At 62.2% G+C, this 18,801-nt stretch carries 14 protein-coding genes, 1 tRNA gene and 1 pseudogene; 11 read left to right on the top strand and 5 right to left on the bottom strand.

Features of this window, described 5'->3' with window-relative positions; translation table 11 throughout:
- Positions 1–141: 141 nt before the first annotated feature.
- Together P273_RS0103385 and fbaA are read right to left on the bottom strand one after the other, a co-directional pair.
- Positions 142–786 (bottom strand): CPBP family intramembrane glutamic endopeptidase, encoded by a 645-nt coding sequence (locus P273_RS0103385; protein ID WP_172637237.1) that lies wholly within the window; start codon positions 784–786, stop codon positions 142–144.
- A gap of 206 nt (positions 787–992) precedes the next feature.
- Positions 993–2,057 (bottom strand): class II fructose-bisphosphate aldolase, encoded by a 1,065-nt coding sequence (fbaA, locus tag P273_RS0103390; RefSeq protein ID WP_024627084.1) that lies wholly within the window; start codon positions 2,055–2,057, stop codon positions 993–995.
- Between the two features lie 274 nt (positions 2,058–2,331).
- On the opposite strand from fbaA, the gene P273_RS0103395 reads away from it, so the two are divergent.
- The 5 genes from P273_RS0103395 to rlmB all read left to right on the top strand — a co-directional run bounded on the left by P273_RS0103395 (position 2,332) and on the right by rlmB (position 8,142).
- Positions 2,332–3,324: a nucleoside hydrolase gene (locus tag P273_RS0103395; RefSeq protein WP_024627085.1), complete on the top strand. Its 993-nt coding sequence runs from the start codon at positions 2,332–2,334 to the stop codon at positions 3,322–3,324.
- Between the two features lie 13 nt (positions 3,325–3,337).
- On the top strand, positions 3,338–4,741 hold the full coding sequence (locus tag P273_RS0103400) for an MFS transporter (protein WP_024627086.1): 1,404 nt from the start codon (positions 3,338–3,340) through the stop codon (positions 4,739–4,741).
- An 839-nt stretch (positions 4,742–5,580) separates the two neighbouring features.
- Positions 5,581–6,162 (top strand): dCTP deaminase, encoded by a 582-nt coding sequence (gene dcd / locus P273_RS0103410; RefSeq protein ID WP_024627087.1) that lies wholly within the window; start codon positions 5,581–5,583, stop codon positions 6,160–6,162.
- Positions 6,163–6,269: 107 nt separating this feature from the next.
- The gene (locus tag P273_RS0103415) at positions 6,270–7,034 is read left to right on the top strand and encodes a carboxymuconolactone decarboxylase family protein (RefSeq protein ID WP_024627088.1); all 765 of its coding nucleotides are present in this window, start codon (positions 6,270–6,272) and stop codon (positions 7,032–7,034) included.
- 115 nt (positions 7,035–7,149) lie between these two features.
- The gene (gene rlmB / locus P273_RS0103420; protein WP_024627089.1) at positions 7,150–8,142 is read left to right on the top strand and encodes a 23S rRNA (guanosine(2251)-2'-O)-methyltransferase RlmB; all 993 of its coding nucleotides are present in this window, start codon (positions 7,150–7,152) and stop codon (positions 8,140–8,142) included.
- A 397-nt stretch (positions 8,143–8,539) separates the two neighbouring features.
- On the opposite strand, the pseudogene P273_RS0103425 reads toward rlmB, so the two are convergent.
- The 3 genes and pseudogenes from P273_RS0103425 to P273_RS0103435 form a co-directional block, all read right to left on the bottom strand.
- A pseudogene (locus P273_RS0103425) lies at positions 8,540–9,892 on the bottom strand (DUF4032 domain-containing protein); the annotation flags it as partial.
- Between the two features lie 171 nt (positions 9,893–10,063).
- Positions 10,064–11,191, bottom strand: a complete 1,128-nt coding sequence (locus tag P273_RS0103430) for an ABC transporter ATP-binding protein (protein WP_024627091.1) — start codon at positions 11,189–11,191, stop codon at positions 10,064–10,066.
- A 203-nt stretch (positions 11,192–11,394) separates the two neighbouring features.
- The gene (locus tag P273_RS0103435; protein WP_024627092.1) at positions 11,395–11,793 is read right to left on the bottom strand and encodes a carboxymuconolactone decarboxylase family protein; all 399 of its coding nucleotides are present in this window, start codon (positions 11,791–11,793) and stop codon (positions 11,395–11,397) included.
- 177 nt (positions 11,794–11,970) lie between these two features.
- On the opposite strand from P273_RS0103435, the gene P273_RS0103440 reads away from it, so the two are divergent.
- From P273_RS0103440 to P273_RS0103465, 6 genes are all read left to right on the top strand, one after another.
- On the top strand, positions 11,971–13,974 hold the full coding sequence (locus P273_RS0103440; protein WP_024627093.1) for a serine/threonine-protein kinase: 2,004 nt from the start codon (positions 11,971–11,973) through the stop codon (positions 13,972–13,974).
- Between the two features lie 61 nt (positions 13,975–14,035).
- Positions 14,036–14,959 (top strand): thioredoxin domain-containing protein, encoded by a 924-nt coding sequence (locus tag P273_RS0103445; RefSeq protein ID WP_024627094.1) that lies wholly within the window; start codon positions 14,036–14,038, stop codon positions 14,957–14,959.
- Between the two features lie 119 nt (positions 14,960–15,078).
- A tRNA-Thr gene (locus P273_RS0103450) sits at positions 15,079–15,152 on the top strand.
- 405 nt (positions 15,153–15,557) lie between these two features.
- Positions 15,558–16,961 (top strand): G5 domain-containing protein, encoded by a 1,404-nt coding sequence (locus P273_RS0103455; RefSeq protein WP_024627095.1) that lies wholly within the window; start codon positions 15,558–15,560, stop codon positions 16,959–16,961.
- Between the two features lie 32 nt (positions 16,962–16,993).
- A complete protein-coding gene (rsmA, locus tag P273_RS0103460) occupies positions 16,994–17,875 on the top strand; it encodes a 16S rRNA (adenine(1518)-N(6)/adenine(1519)-N(6))-dimethyltransferase RsmA (protein ID WP_024627096.1) in 882 nt (293 codons plus the stop codon).
- Positions 17,872–18,792: a 4-(cytidine 5'-diphospho)-2-C-methyl-D-erythritol kinase gene (locus tag P273_RS0103465; RefSeq protein WP_024627097.1), complete on the top strand. Its 921-nt coding sequence runs from the start codon at positions 17,872–17,874 to the stop codon at positions 18,790–18,792. The genes rsmA and P273_RS0103465 overlap by 4 nt, the downstream gene beginning before the upstream one ends.
- The last annotated feature ends 9 nt before the right edge of the window (positions 18,793–18,801 follow it).

Consider the following 18,801-nt stretch of genomic DNA (forward strand, 5'->3'; position numbering starts at 1 on the left):
CGATGCTCCTTATCCGCTGGTCGCCATCCAAGGAAAACAAAGGCAGACCATCCATAGACGAGCCTAACCCCACGTATGGAGCTGGAGGTCTTCCAGACCTTTCACATCAGCATGGGTAGATCCGAAATTGGAAAAGTCTGGTCAGGTCCTGGAGCCGATCATGGTGTCCCCGCCCCGACAGAGCAGGAAGACCGCACTGACGAGCAGCCCTAGGATGACCGGAATCAGAGATGCTTCGATGCCGAATGATCCACCGGTCAGCAGAGTCGGTCCCTGAACCTTCATGACCATGAAACCACGTATATCCTGGCCGGAGACCGGAATTCCCAAGAGGGCCTCAGTGAGGTTCCACCCGATATGAAAGCCTATGCAGATCCAGAGATTATGTCTGGATACCATGATGGAGCCCAGCATAAGACCGGCTTCGATGGCTATGGCCAGACAGGAGAAGAGGGTAGCCCCAGGGTTGAGCGCATGCATGAACCCGAAAAGAAGTGAAGTCAAAGTCAGGGCAGGCACCCATCCCAGCCAGCGATCCAGGGCGTGGAGAGCTACACCCCGCATTATGAGTTCTTCAAAAACCGACGCGCAAGCCAGAACTCCTAAGGTCAGGATCTGGGAGACGCCGAATGGGCGGAAGCCATCCACTCTGTAAAACCCAAGGATTATGAGGATGAAAGCCGAAAGGGCCAACAATCCGAAGCCGATGCCCAGTCCACCCAACAAGGAGACGAGGAAACCATGGGCCGTCAACTCGGTAGGCTGACGTTCGGCCCACCTCACCATGACAACTTTGGCATAAAACCAGACACCGAAGCCCACGAGGAGGATGGCGACCAACAGCACCAGCCATTGGGCCCATAAGGGACGGCCGGTCATCGGGGTCGTTGAGAAATCAAGCATCAGCAATACGCCGAACCCGAGCAATCCCCAAGCAGCAGTCTTGTGTATTCCCTGCCTGGGTGGGCGTGAATTGGATTGCGTATGCCGTTTCATCTCATGGCCCGCCCCGCACTGCCCAGCTGCTGACAGGCCTGGACTACACGAGCCGCCATCCCATCCTCGGCCTGGCGCCCCCAGGAACGGGGGTCATACTCACTCTTGTCGCCGACCTCCCCGTCCACCTTGAGGACCTTGTCGTAATTGGCGAACATGTGCCCGGCCACAGCCCTGGTGAAGGCGTACTGGGTGTCTGTATCCACATTCATCTTGACCACCCCGTGAGCGACGGCCGAGGCGATCTCCCCCGGCTGCGAGCCGGAACCCCCGTGGAAGACCAGAAGGAAGGGCTTATCGGCAGGGGCGCCCGGAGCGGGGATGCCGCCAACCTCCCCATCGGATATGGCCTTGGCGGTCCTGGCCTGGATCCGCCCCAGCAGGTCGGGCTGCAGCTTGACCACGCCGGGCTTGTAGGATCCGTGCACGTTGCCGAAAGTGAAGGCCACCATGTAGCGGCCGCGCTCGCCCAGACCCAGGGCATCAACCACCTTGGGACCGTCCTCGGGCGAGGAATAGAGCCGCTGGTCGATAGCAGCCGAGTGACCGTCCTCCTCGCCGCCGACAGTGCCCACTTCGATCTCGAGAATGGTGTGGGCAGCCCGGGACTGCTCCAGCAGCTCTGCCGCCGTAGCCAGATTCTCCCGCAGAGACAGGCCAGAACCGTCCCACATGTGCGACTGGAAGAGTGGATCCTGACCATGGGCCACCTGGTCCCTCTCATAGGCCAGCAGGGGCCGAACCCATTCGTCTAGGTATTGCGGGGCACAGTGGTCCGTATGCAGGGCCACGGTGATGCTTGAGTAACGGGCGATCACCTCGTGGGCGAACTTGGCAAAGGCGATGGAACCAGCCACCCGGTCGCCCAGACGCTGTCCGGACAGGTAGGCGGCTCCTCCGACTGAGACCTGGATGATCCCGTCGGACTGGGCTTCGTCCAGCCCCTGCAGGGCCGCGTTCAGGGTCTGCGTGCTGGTCACGTTGATCGCGGGATAGGCGTAGGACCCCCGTCTGGCCGCATCAAGCATCGCCGCATACTGTTCAGGAGTCGCTAAAGTCATACCCTCATTATCGTCGGCTGCAAGGAAAAGCAGCCGACCACCCGCAGCTGCAGACATCACCGATAGCTTTGCAGGTCTCTGCCCTGATGGCGAACAGCCCACGACGCGCTTTGACAAGCCTCCAAGCCGCAGGTAGTTTAGCTCCGTACAGTTTGATGAAACGTTACATCAAACAGGTTGTTTGTTTCACGGCAGTAACGAATCAGCCTAGGGAAGGCACGACATAGGTAAGCAGAGGGTTGGGGCCGCCCATCCTTCTGGGAAGGAGACCAACGTGTCAGCAAGCAAGGAAACCGTCCGCAAGATCATCCTGGATCTGGACACTGGCATCGATGACACGCTGGCTCTGTCCTACGTCCTGGGCTCCCCGGACGCCGAACTAATCGGCATCACCGGCACCTACGGCAACGTGGTGCTCGACCGGGGCGTCGACAACGATCTGCGGCTGCTGGCCATGTACGGCAGGGAGGACATCCCCGTCTTCAAGGGAATCGACCACCCCAGCACGGCCGACTCCTTCAGCGTTCCGCCGGACTCCGAGATCTTCCACGGAGCCAACGGCACCGGCAACATTGAAATCCCAGCACAGACCGACCGGCAGGCCAGCCAGCAGAGCTCGGTGGACTTCATCATTGACGCGGTCCGTCGCTACCCCAAGGGCGAGCTGGTCGTGGTGCCCACCGGTGCTCTGACCACCATCGCCGCCGCCCTGGAAAAGGCCCCGGACATCGTCGATCGCATCAGCATTGTCATGATGGGTGGCACCCTGACCCAGCCGGGCAACGTGGGCCCCTTCGCGGAAGCCAACATCAACCAGGATCCCGAGGCCGCCAACCGGGTCTTCGCCACCACCGCAGACATCACCATGGTCGGGCTGGACGTGACCACCCAGGCCCTGATGAGCCGTGAGGACACCGAGGCCCTGCGCGCCACAGGCACCAGCGCCGGCCGCTTCCTTGCAGACATGACCGACTACTACATCGATATCAGTGAAAAGGAGAGCGGGGTCTACCTGGGCGGCTGCAACCTGCACGACCCCCTGGCCGCCGCGGTGGCCATCGACCCCAGCCTGGTCACCACCTTCGCCACCAACCTGATGGTCGAGACCGAGGGACCGCAGCGGGCCCGTACCATCGGCGACCCCAGCAGGCTTCTGGACACGGTCAAGAACACCAAGGTGGCCCTGTCCGTCGACACCGAACGGTTCACCCGGCGCTTCATGGACAGGCTTCTGAACCTGGTGTGCAAGACCGAGAGCGAACGATAGAAGGACGGCAGTCATGAGCGAATCCATCATCACAACGGCTACCGAAGCGACCGTGGACGAAAACCGCCGCAGCACCAAACGCGCCCTGCCGGCCCTGCTGACCATCTTCCTGCTGGGCACACTGATGATCCAGGCTTTCAACCTGGTCTTTCAGAACGTAGGTGACTCCCTGGGGATGTCCGCCAACGCATCGCTGATCAGCACCCTGCCCGGCATCGTCCTGGGCGTGGTCTGCATGCTCTACGGCACCCTCTGCGACTACATCTCCCCCCGGAAGATGACCCTGTTCGGCGTGGGCGCCCTGATTGTCGGCAGCCTCCTGGGCTTCTTCGGCGCATCGAACTTCTGGGCCGTGGTCCTGGCCCGCATGATCCAGACCGCGGGCGGCCAGGTGGCCGGCTCGGTCTTCCTGGTCATGGCCATGAAGTACCTGAGCGACAAGGAGCGCGCCTTCTATCTGGGCATCTTCAACGCCGTCTACTACGCATCCTCTGCCGTGGGTATCTTCGCCGGCGGACTGATCACCTCCATCGACTGGCGCTACCTCTTCCTGGTGCCGCTGGTCTCCATCCTCCTGATCCCCCCGGTGCTCAAGTACACGCCTGACACCGGCATCAAGGGCGAGCGCATCGACGTCTTCGGCATCGCCCTGTTCGCGCTGATCGCCGGATTCGTAGCCGTCTACTTCTCCTTCCCGGCCACCTGGATGTTGGGAGTGCTGGCCGTCTTGATCCTGATCTTCGCCGGCTACGTCTGGAAGGGCACCAACCCCTTCCTGAGCCGCGGGTTCGTGACCAACGGCGCCTACATGGCTGTCCTGCTGGCCCTCTTCGTCTTCTACTTCTTCAACTTCGCCTGCGTGCCCATCTACAACGTGATCGGCGACCGCATCTACGGGATCTCCCTGAGCCAGGTCTCCCTCTGCCTGACCATCGTCTACATCGTGGCCACCCTGGTGGGCTGCCTGTCCGGAGTCATCATGAACGCCATGGGACGCTTGCCCATGCTGATCCTGTCTGCCCTGCTCATGATTGCCGGAGCTGCCGGTTCGGCCCTGATGCTCACCTCGGGCTTCTGGGTCCTGACTGCGCTGGCCTCGGTCTTCATCGCCGGCATCACCATGTCCTACACGCCCCTTTACGACTCCTTCTCGGCCACTTTGCCAGTGGACCAGAACGGACGCGGTATCGGCATCGGGGATCTGATGATGAACACCTCGGCTTCCATCGGCATGGCTGTCTACAGCGGGCTCATGGCCAATCCCCAATTCGGGTCACATGCTCTGGCAGGTGCCAAGACCGGTATCCAGGCCCAGGTGGCCAACATGTTCTGGGTCATGGCGCTGGCCGCCCTGCTGGCCCTGATCATCGTGGCCGTCTTCCACAAGGCCATGTCAGCCAAGGCTCCCCAGGAGTGAGGATGGTGTGACCCACACATACTTGGTCGGATAGCCGCACGGCCCGGTCCGCTCTTCCCAGCCTTGGGAATGAGTCAGGTCCAGGCCCGGCACCCGGCCGCGCGAACCGGGGAGGAAGCGGAGTTCGGACTGCTTTCGGCATTGTGATAGTCCCCCTCTTCCCTCAGCCGCCGATGGCAAGAAGATCGCCGCCCCTCCCCCCGGTGGAGAACCCCCGTCATAGCCATAACTGACGGGGGTTCTTCCATATCTTCTGCCCTTGCTTTCAATCCTTTGTCTATAAAGCACAACTTATACGGACGCCAGAGAAAGGGAACTCAGGAATACAGCTGGACGGCACTTTCCATCCCATTGTCGGCATCCGTCCACCTTGATGCTCAAATCCAAGGGAGGCAGAAGTTCCAAGAGCAGATAACCGGCCCAACCAAGCCCTAGATAACCCATAGGTTTGCACGACTCATGGGTTTGCAGACGCCTGATCGTCCTGTAATAGGCCTCAACGAACTCAATTGAGCCATCGACCATGCGGTTTCACGTGAAACGTCGGCGCACTGATACTCCCCCAAAATGAAGAGAACCCGGCGGTGCATGAACACCGCCGGGCGAGAGAGAAGAAAGGGAAATCAGTTGTCGGACGGAGGTCAACCGCCCGTTCGGTTTTTGAGCCGATATCTATAGTAAAGAACAGCTACCTTATGGTGACGATAGTGTTATCTGAAAATTCTCTGTGAATCCAGCCAGATCAGAAGGCGGGCATAGGGCCGATTAGACTGGATTTCGAATGGTTTCCCGCCCAAGAAGAGACCCTCGACCAACGAGCCTAAAGGAGATACCTCGGCATGCTGCTCAGCGACCATGACATCCTGGATGCCCACCAGGCAGGACATCTGAATCTGGACCCATGGACACCTGCCATGGTTCAGCCCTCCAGCGTGGATGTGCGCCTGGACCGCTACTTCCGGGTCTTCAACAACCATCAGTACACCTATGTGGATCCAGCGGAGGACCAGGGTGCATTGACCGAACAGTTCGAGGTACCCAAAGACGAACCCTGGATCCTGCACCCGGGCGAGTTCGTTCTGGGATCCACCTGGGAGTACGTCAAGCTGGACTCGACGCTGGCCGCTCGGCTGGAGGGCAAGAGCTCCCTAGGCCGTCTGGGCATCCTGACTCACTCCACCGCCGGATTCGTCGATCCCGGCTTTGAGGGGCACATCACCCTGGAGCTGTCCAACGTGAGCACCCTGCCGGTCAAACTCTGGCCAGGCATGAAGATCGGCCAGATGTGCTTCTTCCAGCTCTCCTCGCCTGCTCAGTACCCTTATGGATCCAAGCACAACGGGTCCCATTACCAGGGCCAGCGCGGTCCAACCCCCTCACGCTCCTACGTCAACTTCTACAAGGCCGACGTCTCGGACTGACTGCCAACAGCCGCCCTCGCCATCACCTTGACTTCGAGCGCACTCGAAGGGGTATAGCTGAATCTGCCGGAATGACCCGGCCAAGATGATGGCAAGGAGACTAACCCATGGCAATCAAACAGACGGCGGGCCACGACCGGCTCGGTCAGTTCGCACCACAATTCGCCCATCTCAACGATGATGTGCTCTTCGGCCAGGTCTGGTCCCGCGAGGACGAGCTTTCGGCTCGAGACCGCAGCATGATTACCTGCGCAGGTCTGATGAGCATGGGGCTCTTCCCCCAGTTGAAGAGCCATATGGCCATGGCCAAGGGCAATGGCGTTACCCGCACTGAAATGGTGGCGCTGATCACCCACCTAGCCTTCTATGCGGGATGGCCCAAGGCATGGTCGGCGTTCGACCTGGCCAAGGAGATATACGGCGAAGGTGACCCCGATGACGAGAGCCAGGACACCACCGCAGCCACAGCAGGGACCGAGCCGGATTCAGGCCCCTATCCATTGGGAGATTCAGCTGACGGAACCAACTTCAGCGGTCATGTCTGGCTGCACCGCCTGACCGATCCGGACGCAGAATGTTCAGCCAGCAATGTGACCTTCGCGCCCGGATGCGTCAACCGTTGGCACACCCACCCTCATGGCCAACTGCTAATCGTCACTGCCGGGCAGGGTTGGGAGCAAGAGGAGGGCCATCAACCCCGCAGACTGGAACCCGGTGACGTGGTCTTCTGCCCGGCAGGAGTCAGGCACTGGCATGGCGCCTCGGGTAGGTCATCCATGGCTCACATCGCCGTCACCCCAGCTTCGAACGGGCAGTCTCCGGTCGAGTGGATGGAGTTCCCAGATCCTGATCAAGTAGCCGCTCTAGGTTGACCCGCACGGCCGATCTGCGCGACCCGATCGGCAAAGGTACAGTGAGCGTTCGCCACTGCCAAGATTGAGTCCGACAGACAGCTGACCGGTTCCCGCCTGCCTTTACACTGAAGACATGGCTAACAAGAAAGGCCCGACCAAGGGTTCGGGCGGCAAACACCGCAACAAACTGCGCGGCCGGGGGCCTACCCCCAAGGCTGAGGATCGCGTCTACCACAAGGCCTACAAGGCCCGGCAGGCGGCTCAGCGCAGGCAGGCGGCCGATCCACGTCTGGCTGCCCGCCGCCGGGCCGACCGATTCACCTCTGATTCCGACGATCTGGTCATCGGCCGCAACGCCGTCCTGGAAGCCCTGCGTGTAGGAGTCCCGGCCAGCCAGCTCTATCTGGCCGCCCGGATGGACCATGACGACAGGACCAGGGAGATCGTGCGGCTGGCCGGGCAGGAGGGACTCAACCTGCTGGAAGCCGACCGTCTGGAGATGAACCGCATCGCCCGGTCCAGCAACCACCAGGGTGTGGTCCTCAAGGTGCAGCCCTACCAGTACGCCTCCCTGCAGAGCCTGGTCGACAGGGCCGAAAAGCACGCAGCCGCCCTAGACGGGGCCGACCAGGCGACCAAGGTTGCCGCCCGCCCGCTGTTCATCGCCCTGGACGGAGTGACTGATCCGCAGAATCTCGGGGCTGTCATCCGTTCAGCCGCGGCCTTCGGAGCCTCGGGTGTGGTTCTGCCCGAGCGCCGCAGCGCCTCGGTCACAGCCGCAGCCTGGAAGGTGTCTGCCGGAGCCGCCGCCCACCTGCCCGTGGCCCGTGTGGTCAATCTGACCAAGGCCATCCAAGGGCTCAAGGAGCGCGGCTACTATGCGGTCGGTCTTGACGGCTCAGGCAGCGCCATAGTAGGCGAGACCGGCTTCGAGACCGATCCCCTGGTGGTGGTCCTCGGATCCGAGGGCAAGGGGCTGAGCCGCCTGGTCCGGGAGAATTGCGATGCCCTTGCCTCTATCCCCATCTCCAGCTCGGTGGAATCCCTGAACGCCTCGGTTGCGGCCGGTATCAGTCTCTACGCCGTAGCCATGGCACGCCGACGATCCGCCAGCCAAGCCAAATAGCCCCAGGCAGGCACCGGTAACCTGAAAACAGACAGGCCCAAACGGCAAGGGTCTACACACAAAAGCCAGCGTGCAGCAAACCCCTGCCGCACAAACGAATCAGTCAGCTGGAGGCCCAGACCGCGTCATCCTGATCGTCCTGGTCGGCAGCCGCATCCAGGCTGCCGGGGGCGTAGACCGATCGCAGTGAGTTTCGGCCACCATTCGCGTCCTCAAAGACCGGCTGCGACGGTACCTCTTCGCCAGCCTGGTCACGGTCCGTCTGAGTGTCTGCTTTGGCCTGGCCTCCAGCATTGGCTTGGATGTTCATGTCACTGCCATCCGCGTCCTTGCCGGTCCCATCATGGACGGATTGTTCGCCCTGACCAGTCTGAGCATGCGCACCTTGCCAGTGCATCTCGTCGTCGACCACCCCGGCGTCGGCCTCTTCGTTGATGGTCTTCATGTCCTCGGAATCCAACCGGTACTCGGGCAGGGATTCGCTGATGTAGCTCTGTACGGCCTCGGCCATGGGCACGTCGTGGCCGGCCTTCTCGGCCATCAGCCAGCGGTGGGTCAGCACCTCATGGAAGAACTGGGCTGGTTCGATCTGCGAGCGATATTCCGGCGGGATCATACGCACAGTAGGCTCGAAGACCTCGCGCATCCAGTCGGTGGCCACAATCTCCAGGTCCTCGCCCTGCCGCCAGGTGGATGCCCGGTAGGCATCCAGATCGTTGAGCAACCGCCGGGCCTGGTTCTCTTGCACATCCAGACCGGTCAGCCTCAGCAGCTTGCGGGAGGCGTAGCCGGCATCGACCACCCTGGGGCGCACCAGCACCCGGTTGCCATCCTCCTCGGTCTTCATCTCCAGCTCGTCCACGTCGAAGCCCAGATCGTTGAGCCGGTTGACGCGGCGCTCGATCTTCCACATCTCGTCCGGATCGAAGCTGTCCACGTCCGTCAGGGCACTCCAGAGGGAGTGGTAGCGATCCACCAGCCGGTTGCCCACGCCGACCTCGTCCACCTCGCCGGCCAGCAGGTTACCGGAATCCAGATCCATGAGCTCGCCGATGATGTTGGTCCTGGCCAGGTCGATGTCATACTCGCGCTGGCCGTCGGTCAGACTGGGGTGCAGATCGCCGGTCTCGGCATCGACCAGGAAGGCCGAGAAGGCATCGGCATCACGCAGGAAGAGCACATTGGACAGGGAGACATCGCCCCAGTAGAAACCGGCCAGATGGAGCCTTACCAGAAGAACCGCCAGAGCATCGATCAGCCGCTCGGCCGTGTCCGGACGCAGGTTGCGGGCAAAGAGGGCACGGTAGGGCAGTGAGAACTTCAGGTGCTGGGTGACCAGCATGGCCTCAAGGGGCTCCCCTTCGCGAGTGTGCCGACCGGTAACCACGGCTATGGGATTGACCGTGGGCAGCTCCAGCTTTTGCAGCTTGCGCAGGAGCTCGTACTCACGCTCGGCCACACGCTGGGTGATCTCCTTCATGGCGTAGACATCGTCGCCCACGTGGACGAAGCGCACCACGTGCCTGGAGATGCCTCTGGGCAGGTTGGCCAGCAGATCCCGGGGCCAGGTAGCCAGCGGCCGCTCCCAGGGCAGGGTGAACATCCTGGGGTTGGAGCTGGTGGCCGTGATATGCAGGGCGGCCGGCTCCTGCTCGGAGGAGGGATCGGCCGTGGTCTTTATCGAGGTGGCTTTCAGGGCACGAGGGTCCAGAGAGGAGGCCGTTGCCCGGTTGATGTTCACGCTAGTCATGCTTCATCCATCCCATCGCCGCCCATCCTATACGGGAAGAGCCCCGCACGGATGCGCCGCGCGGGGCTCCTGGTCACCCGGTCAACAAGGAAAGGAGATGATATCAATGATCGATACGGGCCCTGCGGGTCGGCGGGAAACCGTGGCCAAACCGCAGGGTCACAGGAATACTCAGTTCAGCCGCAGCTCGCTGGCCGGAGAGAACAGATGCATCTTTTCAGGATCGATGTGGATCTTGACCACGTCGCCCACCTTGGGCAGGTCACGCGGGTTGACGCGGATGGTGGTCAGCTTGTTCTGATCGGACATGACGATGGCCTGCTCAGCCGCGCTGTTGTCGGTCAGAATGTTGCCGTAGATGTAGCCGTCGGAGCCCAGATCCTCCACGTTGGCCACCTTCAGGGAGAAGGCATCCGGATCGTCGGCACCGGCCAGAGAAGCATTCTCGGGACGGAAGCCCACGACGATCTTGCCCTGGTCGTCAGGAGTCAACTTGTCAACGGCCTCGCGCGGCAGGCTGATGGTGTCCTCACCGATCTTGGCCTGCCCGTTGACCACGGGGTGGATGTTGATGTTCATGGAGGGCGAGCCGATGAAGCCGGCCACAAAGACGTTCTCAGGCCGATCGTAGAGCTCGGTAGGCGCACCCACCTGCTGCAGGACGCCCAGCTTGATGACGGCGATCCTGTCGCCCATGGTCAGAGCCTCGGTCTGATCGTGGGTCACGTACAGGGTGGTGACGTTGAGCTGACGCTGCAGGGCGGCAATCTGGGTACGGGTCTGGACACGCAGCTTGGCGTCCAGGTTGGATAGGGGCTCATCCATCAGGAAGACCTTGGGCTGACGCACAATGGCGCGACCCATGGCCACACGCTGACGCTGACCACCGGACAGAGCCTTGGGCTTGCGATCCAGGTACTCGGTCAGATCCAGCACCTCGGCGGCCTTCTCCACCCGCTGGCGGATCTCATCCTTGGGGGTGCCGGCGATCTTCAAGGCGAAGCCCATGTTGTCGGCCACGGTCATATGGGGGTAAAGGGCGTAGTTCTGGAAGACCATGGCGATATCGCGGTCCTTGGGCTGCATGGTCGTCACATCCTTGTCGCCAATCATGATGCGGCCCTTGTTGACCTCCTCCAGGCCGGCCAACATGCGCAGGGTGGTGGACTTTCCGCAGCCGGAAGGCCCTACCAGAACAAGGAATTCACCGTCTTTGATGTCCAGACTGAGGTCACTGACCGAGGGCTCATCGTTGCCCGGGTAGATACGAGTGACGTGGTCGAATACCACTTCTGCCATTATTCATCCTTTCATCGGCAGGTACGTGCCGAACGATCCGTAGTGAAGGGGTTGATGTTCACTGTGGTTTCCGTCCCGGGGTCAACACCGACATCGGTATGGCCATGCGACGGTTTTCTGTTTTGTGGTTAAGAGAAACTCTCCCTTGAGCCAGTGCCCACTATACACCAGGGTCTGAATCCGACGTGTGAACCCTTGCCGACTCAATCCTTGGACTTGTCGGAATCCTCAGCGTCGCGCTCGAAGACCGTCCTGGCCACGTTGATCGCGTTGATGACCCGCGGGAATCCCACGTAGGGAGCACATTGGAGTATGGCTTCGACCACGGCCGCCTTGCTCAGCCCCACATTCAAGGCTCCCTGTATGTGAACGGCCAACTGCGGAGCCGTGTCACCCTGCGTCACCAGACTGCCTATGGTGACCAGTTCACGCTGCTGAAGATCGAGTCCCTTCCGGGTGTATATGTCGCCAAAGGCAAATTCGACAATCCAGCGGCCCAGGTCCGGCGCTATATCCTGGAGAGAGTCAATGACGGCCTGACCACCCTTGCCGTCAATAGCGGCCAAGGCCTCAGATCCCTTTTCAAAGCGCGAAGCTTCCATGAAGCCCCTTCTTTCTTGATATTCGGATGTTTCCCCAACGATAATATTGTATCAACGCCTGTTTATGCATTATGCCGCTGGCTCCGATCAGGCTGCCAGATTCCCAGCGGCCGAGGCCGCGAAACAGCAGGAGGCAACAATCAGGTCCTTTTCAAGCAGTCGGAGCACAATGGAGATATGAGCGATCTTGAGGGATTGGATCTGAAGCCGGGACGGCTGGTCGGGGGCTACACCCTGATTGAGCCCCTGGGCGGCGGCGCCATGGGTTCTGTCTGGCGTGCGCGGGATGGCGGGGGCCAGGACTACGCCATGAAGATCCTGCGGGAATCCCTGGAGGAGGACGAGCAGGTATCTCCAGACAGCTCCGACGAACGCGACCGCGCCTCGGCCCGCGAACGCCTGCGACGCGAAGCCCTGGCCCTGCAACGGATCCGTCATCCGGGCGTCTGCCGGATCGTGGATATGGAACTAGATGATGCCCTGGCCTTCATCGTGACCGAACTGATCGAGGGGCGCAACCTCCGCGACGACGTGGCCGTCAACGGCCCCTATCGGGGCGACGACCTGGAACGGCTGGCACGGAAACTGACCGATGCCGTCGCAGCCGTCCACCAGGCGGGCATCGTCCACCGGGACATCAAACCCACCAATGTCATGATTTCGGTCTCGGGCCCGGTGCTGGTGGACTTCGGCATCGCCATGGGCCAGGGGCAGAGTCATGTGACCCGGACCGGGCTGGTCATGGGAACCCCCGGCTTTATCGCCCCGGAGATCATCGATGGAGCCGAGGCGGACCAGGGAACCGACTGGTGGAGCACGGCCGCTGTTCTGGCCTATGCAGCCACCGGACGTGCGGTCTTCGGCGACAAACCCATGATGGCGGTCCTGGAACGGGAGGCCTCGGGCAATGCCGACCTGTCCGGACTTCCCACCGGCACCATGAGAGCCTTGCGCTCGGCCCTCTCCCCCGATAGGAGTGCGCGTTGCACGCCCGAGGAGCTCCTGGCGGCCATCGGCCAGGACGCCATGGATCCGCAGGCCTGGCAAGGGGAGCAAGACGATCAGCAACCCAGCAAGAGCGGTCAGGGGGCGATGCGCCCTTTTGGCGGCGACTCTTCGGAGGCTGAGGGGCAGGCCGACGCGCCCACCATGGTCGTTGAGCCGGCCACCATGCCCATGCCGCCGATCACCCAGGCCGATCCAGACAGTCCGCGGACGGCCTGGTCACGACCTCCGACAGATAAGGGGACCGATGAGCAGACGACCCTTATGCCCGACTCGGAACAGCCCACCAGCCTTTTGAATCCCCTTCCAGCAGCCCAGGAGCAGCAGGAGCAGACGCAGACCTGGCAGGATCTCCAGCCTGTAGCCGATCGTCAAGATCTCCAAACCACCACCGTTCAGGATCCGCTACCGCCGGCACAGCCCCTACCCAGCGGATACGGCAATGACGCAAACGCCCACTGGTTGGGAGACCAGCCCCCTGCCCAGACGCGACGCCTGCGCTACCTCAAGGCCGGAACCCCCTGCCTGGTCATGCTGGGAATGTTCCCTGCCCTGCTGACAGCACTGGCTCCGGTCTCGGCCATGGCAACCGCCGGAATCCTTCTCTGGGCCCTGAGCACTGCCGGATGGAGCATCAAAGCCCAGATCGAACGCGAGCTGCGCCGCGACGGCCCTCGGCGGAGCACCGACCGTCTGCTGAACGCGGCCGCCCTCCCCTGGCACCTGCTCAAGGGCCTGGCGGCCGCCCTGCTGCGCCTGCCGGGCATGATCCTTGTCCAAGTTTTGGTCGCTCTGCCGCTGACCTGGGCGGGCGCCCTCACCACCGTCCGCGCAGGTCTGACCTTGGGCGAACACCTGTTGACCCTCCCCCTGCCAGCGGCCAGGCCCCTGTCCGTCGGCGGACTGGCCATGGCCCTGGCGACGCTGGCAGGCTGGCTGTTGACGACCCTGCCGACGCAGAACCGCTCTGCCCCCAAGGCCAACAGCGGCAACATGGTCCTGCGGCTGGCGGCGGGTCGCATCCCCATGGGCCGCCAGAATCCCACGGCGCCGGGCAACCCCCGTCGCAGGTGGATCCTGCTCCTGATCTGGCTGGTGATTATTGCCGTCCTCCTGGCCGGACTGATCACACAGCCGTCCATGGACTGGGCCCCCATCCACCTCCTGCGCGCCTAAGGTCGCGCTCCACCCCTGGCGGCTACACTATGCTCAGTACGCCAAGGAAAGGATCCAGGTCATGTCCAAGGGCAAGCAGAACCGCAAGGCCGCGCTCAAGGCCCAGGAAGAGGCCCGGCGGCTCCAGGAGGCCAAGGAGCGCCGCCAGCAGACCATGATCGGCGTCATCGTCACTGTGGCGCTCATCGCACTGATCGCTCTGGGCGGATTCCTCTACTGGCGCAGCCATCGTCCGGTCAAGACCCAGGACCTGGAAAAGGCCCGCCAGGCCGTCGCAAAGGTCAAGGAAAAGCCTTCGGCCGCCAATGACCAGGGTGGCTTCCTGATCAGTTCCCAGGGGCTTAACAAGCCGGTGGCCAAGGCTCCGACCGTAGAGATTTACATGGACTTCATGTGCCCAGGCTGCGGCGCCCTGCATCGCGGGCTGGACTCCACCCTGACCGGCTTGGTTGATGCCGGGCAGATCAACCTGGTCATCTACCCCATGAGCTTCATGGATCGGCTCTCCACCGACAATTACTCAACCAGGACGGGCACGGCCACCATTTACGTGGCCCAACACGACCCCGACCACCTGCTGCCCTTCATCGCCAATCTCTACGCCAAGGACTTCCAGCCAGACGAGTCCGACTACCACCCCATCAGCAACGACAAGATCCGCCAACAGGCCATCAAGGCCGGGGTTGATCCCAAGGTTGCCGATCAGGCGGTCAAGGGCCACTACCGGGCTTGGATCAAGGCCATGGACGCCTATACGCCCCTGCGCAAGGAGCTCTGGAATCCCTCCGGATCCAACAAGGGGCAGATGACCACGCCCACGGTCCGCATCAACGGCAATTACTGGGAGCTGGGCAACCTGTCCCAGGCGGGCTTGGACTACCGCTCGGGCCTGCTCAAGGCTCTGGGTCTGGACCAGTCAAAGATGGGCGTCAAGGGCACCATGCCCGCCATCGGCGCCTCCGGCCAACCGCGCTCGCTGGACTGAACCTGGCAGGACGAGAGAAATTTCGCGTCCAGCGTCCCCTTGGTGGCATGGTGATGGTACGATATCATTCCGTACCGCGGCCCGAAGCTGTATCGGAGCTGTAATGGACCACCGGGACCGCCTCCTTAGCTCAGTTGGCCAGAGCAGCCGCCTTGTAAGCGGCAGGTCGTCAGTTCGACTCTGACAGGAGGCTCTACGCCAGGAATGAACCCCCCTATTCCACATATTCAGCTTTGTCTCGGGACAGGCTATAATAATGGACATTACCTGGATAATTACAAATACTTCCCTCGAGTAAGTCATTTCGGAGGCTCGTTCTCCGAAGTACGAACGGAGCTTTTTCCCCAACCATCTCCGTTCGTATTCGAGGACGGGATCATTCCCCTTCATTCCCGTCCTCTTGACGTTGATCCGCCGGCCCAGGGCCCGGGTCTTGAGAAGCCGACTGACCGATGACGGCCAGGTCGGCTTTTTTGTTGCCACCCGTCTGTGACAAATGTGGATGTTTGCCCGACCTTGCGGATTGTCTGGCTTGGCTCCATGCCCGCGCCGCTAGAATTGCCAGGTACAGACAAGGCAGGAACGGGGAGGCGAGCACATGGCCAGACGCTGGACGCCGCGGCGTTTTGTCATGCTCAGAAGGATCCGCGTGGCATCATGCGCGCTCCTGGTCGTTCTGGCCATGGTCCTGACCTTCGGCATCACTGCACGCAAGAGCGTAGCTTTAAGCGTCAACGGGCAGACCAAAACGGTGACCACCTACGCCTACAGCGTGGACGGCCTGCTGCGCCAGCAGGGAATCAAGGTCAAGACCCACGACCTGGTCGATTCCACCTCCGGAGGCCAGCTGAACAACCATGCGGCAGTCACTGTGCGTTCTGCCTATCAGACCACCATCGTCATCCAGGGCCAGCGAGTGCCTTTCTGGACCACAGCCACCAGCATGGACCAGCTGCTGGGATTCTTCGAGGAGAACCGCAAGCAGGCTATGAAGGTCACCGTGGATATAGGCAACGTCTACAACCAATTGACTGGCGGTCTGGTCATCAACCAGGCGGGGCCGGTCACGGTCGTGGCCGACGGGAAGACCTCGGTGGCCCCTGACGGCAAGCTTCCGGCTGCCTCCATCCTGGACTCCAAGGGCATCGTGCTGGGCAAGGAGGACCGGGTCAGTGTGGAGCACGACCAGGGCGCCACCGTTCTGCGTGTCCGACGGGTCACCCACGGGAACACCCAGAAGACCATCCCCCTGGCCTTTGCCACACGTACCGTGGTCGACCCGAACCTGGCACCAGGCCAGACCCAGATCCGACAGGAGGGCGTAGCCGGCCAGCGTCTGCAGACCATCCAGGTCACCTATGTGGACGGACAGGCAGAATCGGAGCAGGTCGTCAAGGAGGAGACCGTGGCCATGCCAGTGGATCAGGTGGTGGCCGTCGGCCCCGACAAGCCAAAGGAGGGGCAGAGCAGCGGGCAGCAGTCCAAGGACAAGGGGTCCGATCACGCCAAGGACACCTCCTCTCCAAGCTCCTCGCCAAGCAAGGATGCGCAGTCGGGAAAGACAACTACCACGCCCTCGCAGACATCACAACCATCAGGCTCGAATACAACGCCCAAACCAGACCCCCCGAGCCAGAACGAAAACACACCAGCCCCGTCGCCAGCACCAAGTCCATCTCCAAGCGGCCTTTGGCATGCCAGCGCAGAGCTTGCCCAGACCTATGCCTCGGGAGCAGCTGCGCAGCGCGGGTGGACAGGTTCGCAGTTCGCAGACCTGGTGAAACTCTGGAACAAAGAATCAGGATGGCAATGGGATGCCGAAAACCTTTCCGGTGCCTACGGCATCCCCCAAAGCCTGCCGGGCTCTAAAATGAGCCAGTTCGGTGCCAACTGGCATGACGATGCTGCCATCCAAATCGACTGGGGCCTCTGGTATATCGCCCAACAATACGGGAATCCCAGCACGGCCTGGCGCCACTCGGAACAGTACAACTGGTACTGACTCCCTACTACATTCACGAGCAGCGAACCGACATGAACACGAAAACCGAGAACGACCGCCTTCTGGGTGCCGCCGATATCCGACGCATTGCCGACCAGGCCGGCATCCATCCCACCAAGCGCCTGGGCCAGAACTTCGTCATCGATCCAGGCACTGTACGCAGGATCGTCCGCCTGGCAGAGGTGAAACCCGGTCAGTCCGTCTTGGAGGTGGGTCCAGGTCTGGGATCCCTGACCCTGGGGCTACTGGAGGCAGGCTGTCTGGTGACCGCCGACGAGATCGACTCCGGGCTGGCCCGGCGCCTGCCTCAGACCGTCAGCCAACGCATGCCGGAAGCCCTGGATCGGCTGACCGTGATCAACCGGGATGCCCTGACCCTGACTCCTCAGCTGGCAGGCGACGCGGGCAGAACCGACGACCTGACCCTGGTAGCCAACCTGCCCTACAACGTGGCCACTCCCATCATCCTGACCCTCCTGGCCCGGTTCGCCAATCTGAACCGGTTCCTGGTCATGGTCCAGAAGGAGGTGGCGGATCGTCTGACAGCTGGCCCGGGTTCCAAGGTCTACGGCACCCCCAGCCTGAAACTGGCCTGGTACGGCCGTGCCACCCAAGCGGGAAGGATCGGACGTCACGTCTTCTGGCCTGCTCCCAATGTCGACTCGGCACTGGTCTGCTTTGTCCGTAACGAGGAAGGACACATCGGCGAGGACGAGCGAACGCGGATTCGGGTTTTCGCTCTGATCGACGCTGCCTTCGGCCAGCGCCGCAAGACCCTGCATGCTGCCCTGAAGGGCCTGGTGTCTCCCGAGGCCTTCAAAGTGGCAGGTATCGATCCGAGCCGACGTGGAGAGACCATGACCATTGCGGAATTCGCCGCCCTGGAGCGGGCCGGCCGCGAGGTGGCCGCGTGAGCCCGGCTGTCGGCAGGGAGGGGATCGCCCTGGACTGCCCGGCAAAGATCAACCTGCTGCTTCGGGTCGGACCCGCCCGGGCGGACTGGGGTGGCCGTCACCGCTTGGACACCATCTACAGCGCCGTAAGCATCCTGGACAGAGTGGAGCTGCGTCCAAGAGAACCTGGCAGCGGTTTCAGGCTGCACATGGAGGGCGAGCATCTGGGTGATCTGGCTGACGATGACGCTGATCCCCATGCAAACCTGGCCGTCAAGGCCCTCCTAGCCATGACCCAGGCCACCGGGCACCAGCCGGATGTGGACATCCGCATCATTAAGCGAATACCGGTGGGTGCCGGTCTGGCCGGGGGCTCCACGGATGCGGCCGGAACCATGCTGGGCCTGAACCGGCTCTGGGAGCTCGGGCTGAGCGCAGCTGAACTGGATGAGATCGCCGCCGGGCTGGGCGCAGACCTGCCCTTCTGCCTGCATGGTGGTCTCAGCCACGGCTCGGGTTTCGGCCAGGTTCTGGAGCCTTTGGATCCGGCTGGCGCAGAAGCTCGAAGTTTGCGCAATGCCGGACTGACCGGCCGCCTGCTGATCGGCGCCTATGAAGATCAGCTGAGCACGGCCCAGGTATACAAGGCTTTCGACGCGATCGGCCCCAGCCCCGGCGACCTGAACGACCTGCAAAAAACCGCCTGCGCTCTTCACCCACGCTCGCTCCTGGCTCTGGATCTGGCCCGGCGGGCAGGAGCAGGGCCAGCTTTCGTCTCGGGATCTGGCCCATCGGTGGTGGCTATGGTTCCTCACTTGGACCAGGCGGCAACACTGATAAGACTCTGGCGGGAGCAGAATGCCGTGGACCGAATCATTGAGGCTGACTCGCCAGTCCTGCCCAGGATGGTTCCCCTGCGAGTCACCCATGGACAGTAGAGTAGGCAA

Origin of the sequence: Bifidobacterium sp. A11, assembly GCF_000499185.1 — a bacterium.
GTDB lineage: Bacteria > Actinomycetota > Actinomycetes > Actinomycetales > Bifidobacteriaceae > Bombiscardovia > Bombiscardovia mizhiensis.

Coding starts and splice junctions, on each gene's coding strand:
- P273_RS0103385 (WP_172637237.1), bottom strand. CDS start 786: ATGGTGAGGTGGGCCGAACGTCAGCCTACCGAGTTGACGGCCCATGGT.
- fbaA (WP_024627084.1), bottom strand. CDS start 2,057: ATGACTTTAGCGACTCCTGAACAGTATGCGGCGATGCTTGATGCGGCC.
- P273_RS0103400 (WP_024627086.1), top strand. CDS start 3,338: ATGAGCGAATCCATCATCACAACGGCTACCGAAGCGACCGTGGACGAA.
- dcd (WP_024627087.1), top strand. CDS start 5,581: ATGCTGCTCAGCGACCATGACATCCTGGATGCCCACCAGGCAGGACAT.
- P273_RS0103415 (WP_024627088.1), top strand. CDS start 6,270: ATGGCAATCAAACAGACGGCGGGCCACGACCGGCTCGGTCAGTTCGCA.
- rlmB (WP_024627089.1), top strand. CDS start 7,150: ATGGCTAACAAGAAAGGCCCGACCAAGGGTTCGGGCGGCAAACACCGC.
- P273_RS0103430 (WP_024627091.1), bottom strand. CDS start 11,191: ATGGCAGAAGTGGTATTCGACCACGTCACTCGTATCTACCCGGGCAAC.
- P273_RS0103435 (WP_024627092.1), bottom strand. CDS start 11,793: ATGGAAGCTTCGCGCTTTGAAAAGGGATCTGAGGCCTTGGCCGCTATT.
- P273_RS0103440 (WP_024627093.1), top strand. CDS start 11,971: ATGAGCGATCTTGAGGGATTGGATCTGAAGCCGGGACGGCTGGTCGGG.
- P273_RS0103445 (WP_024627094.1), top strand. CDS start 14,036: ATGTCCAAGGGCAAGCAGAACCGCAAGGCCGCGCTCAAGGCCCAGGAA.
- P273_RS0103455 (WP_024627095.1), top strand. CDS start 15,558: ATGGCCAGACGCTGGACGCCGCGGCGTTTTGTCATGCTCAGAAGGATC.
- rsmA (WP_024627096.1), top strand. CDS start 16,994: ATGAACACGAAAACCGAGAACGACCGCCTTCTGGGTGCCGCCGATATC.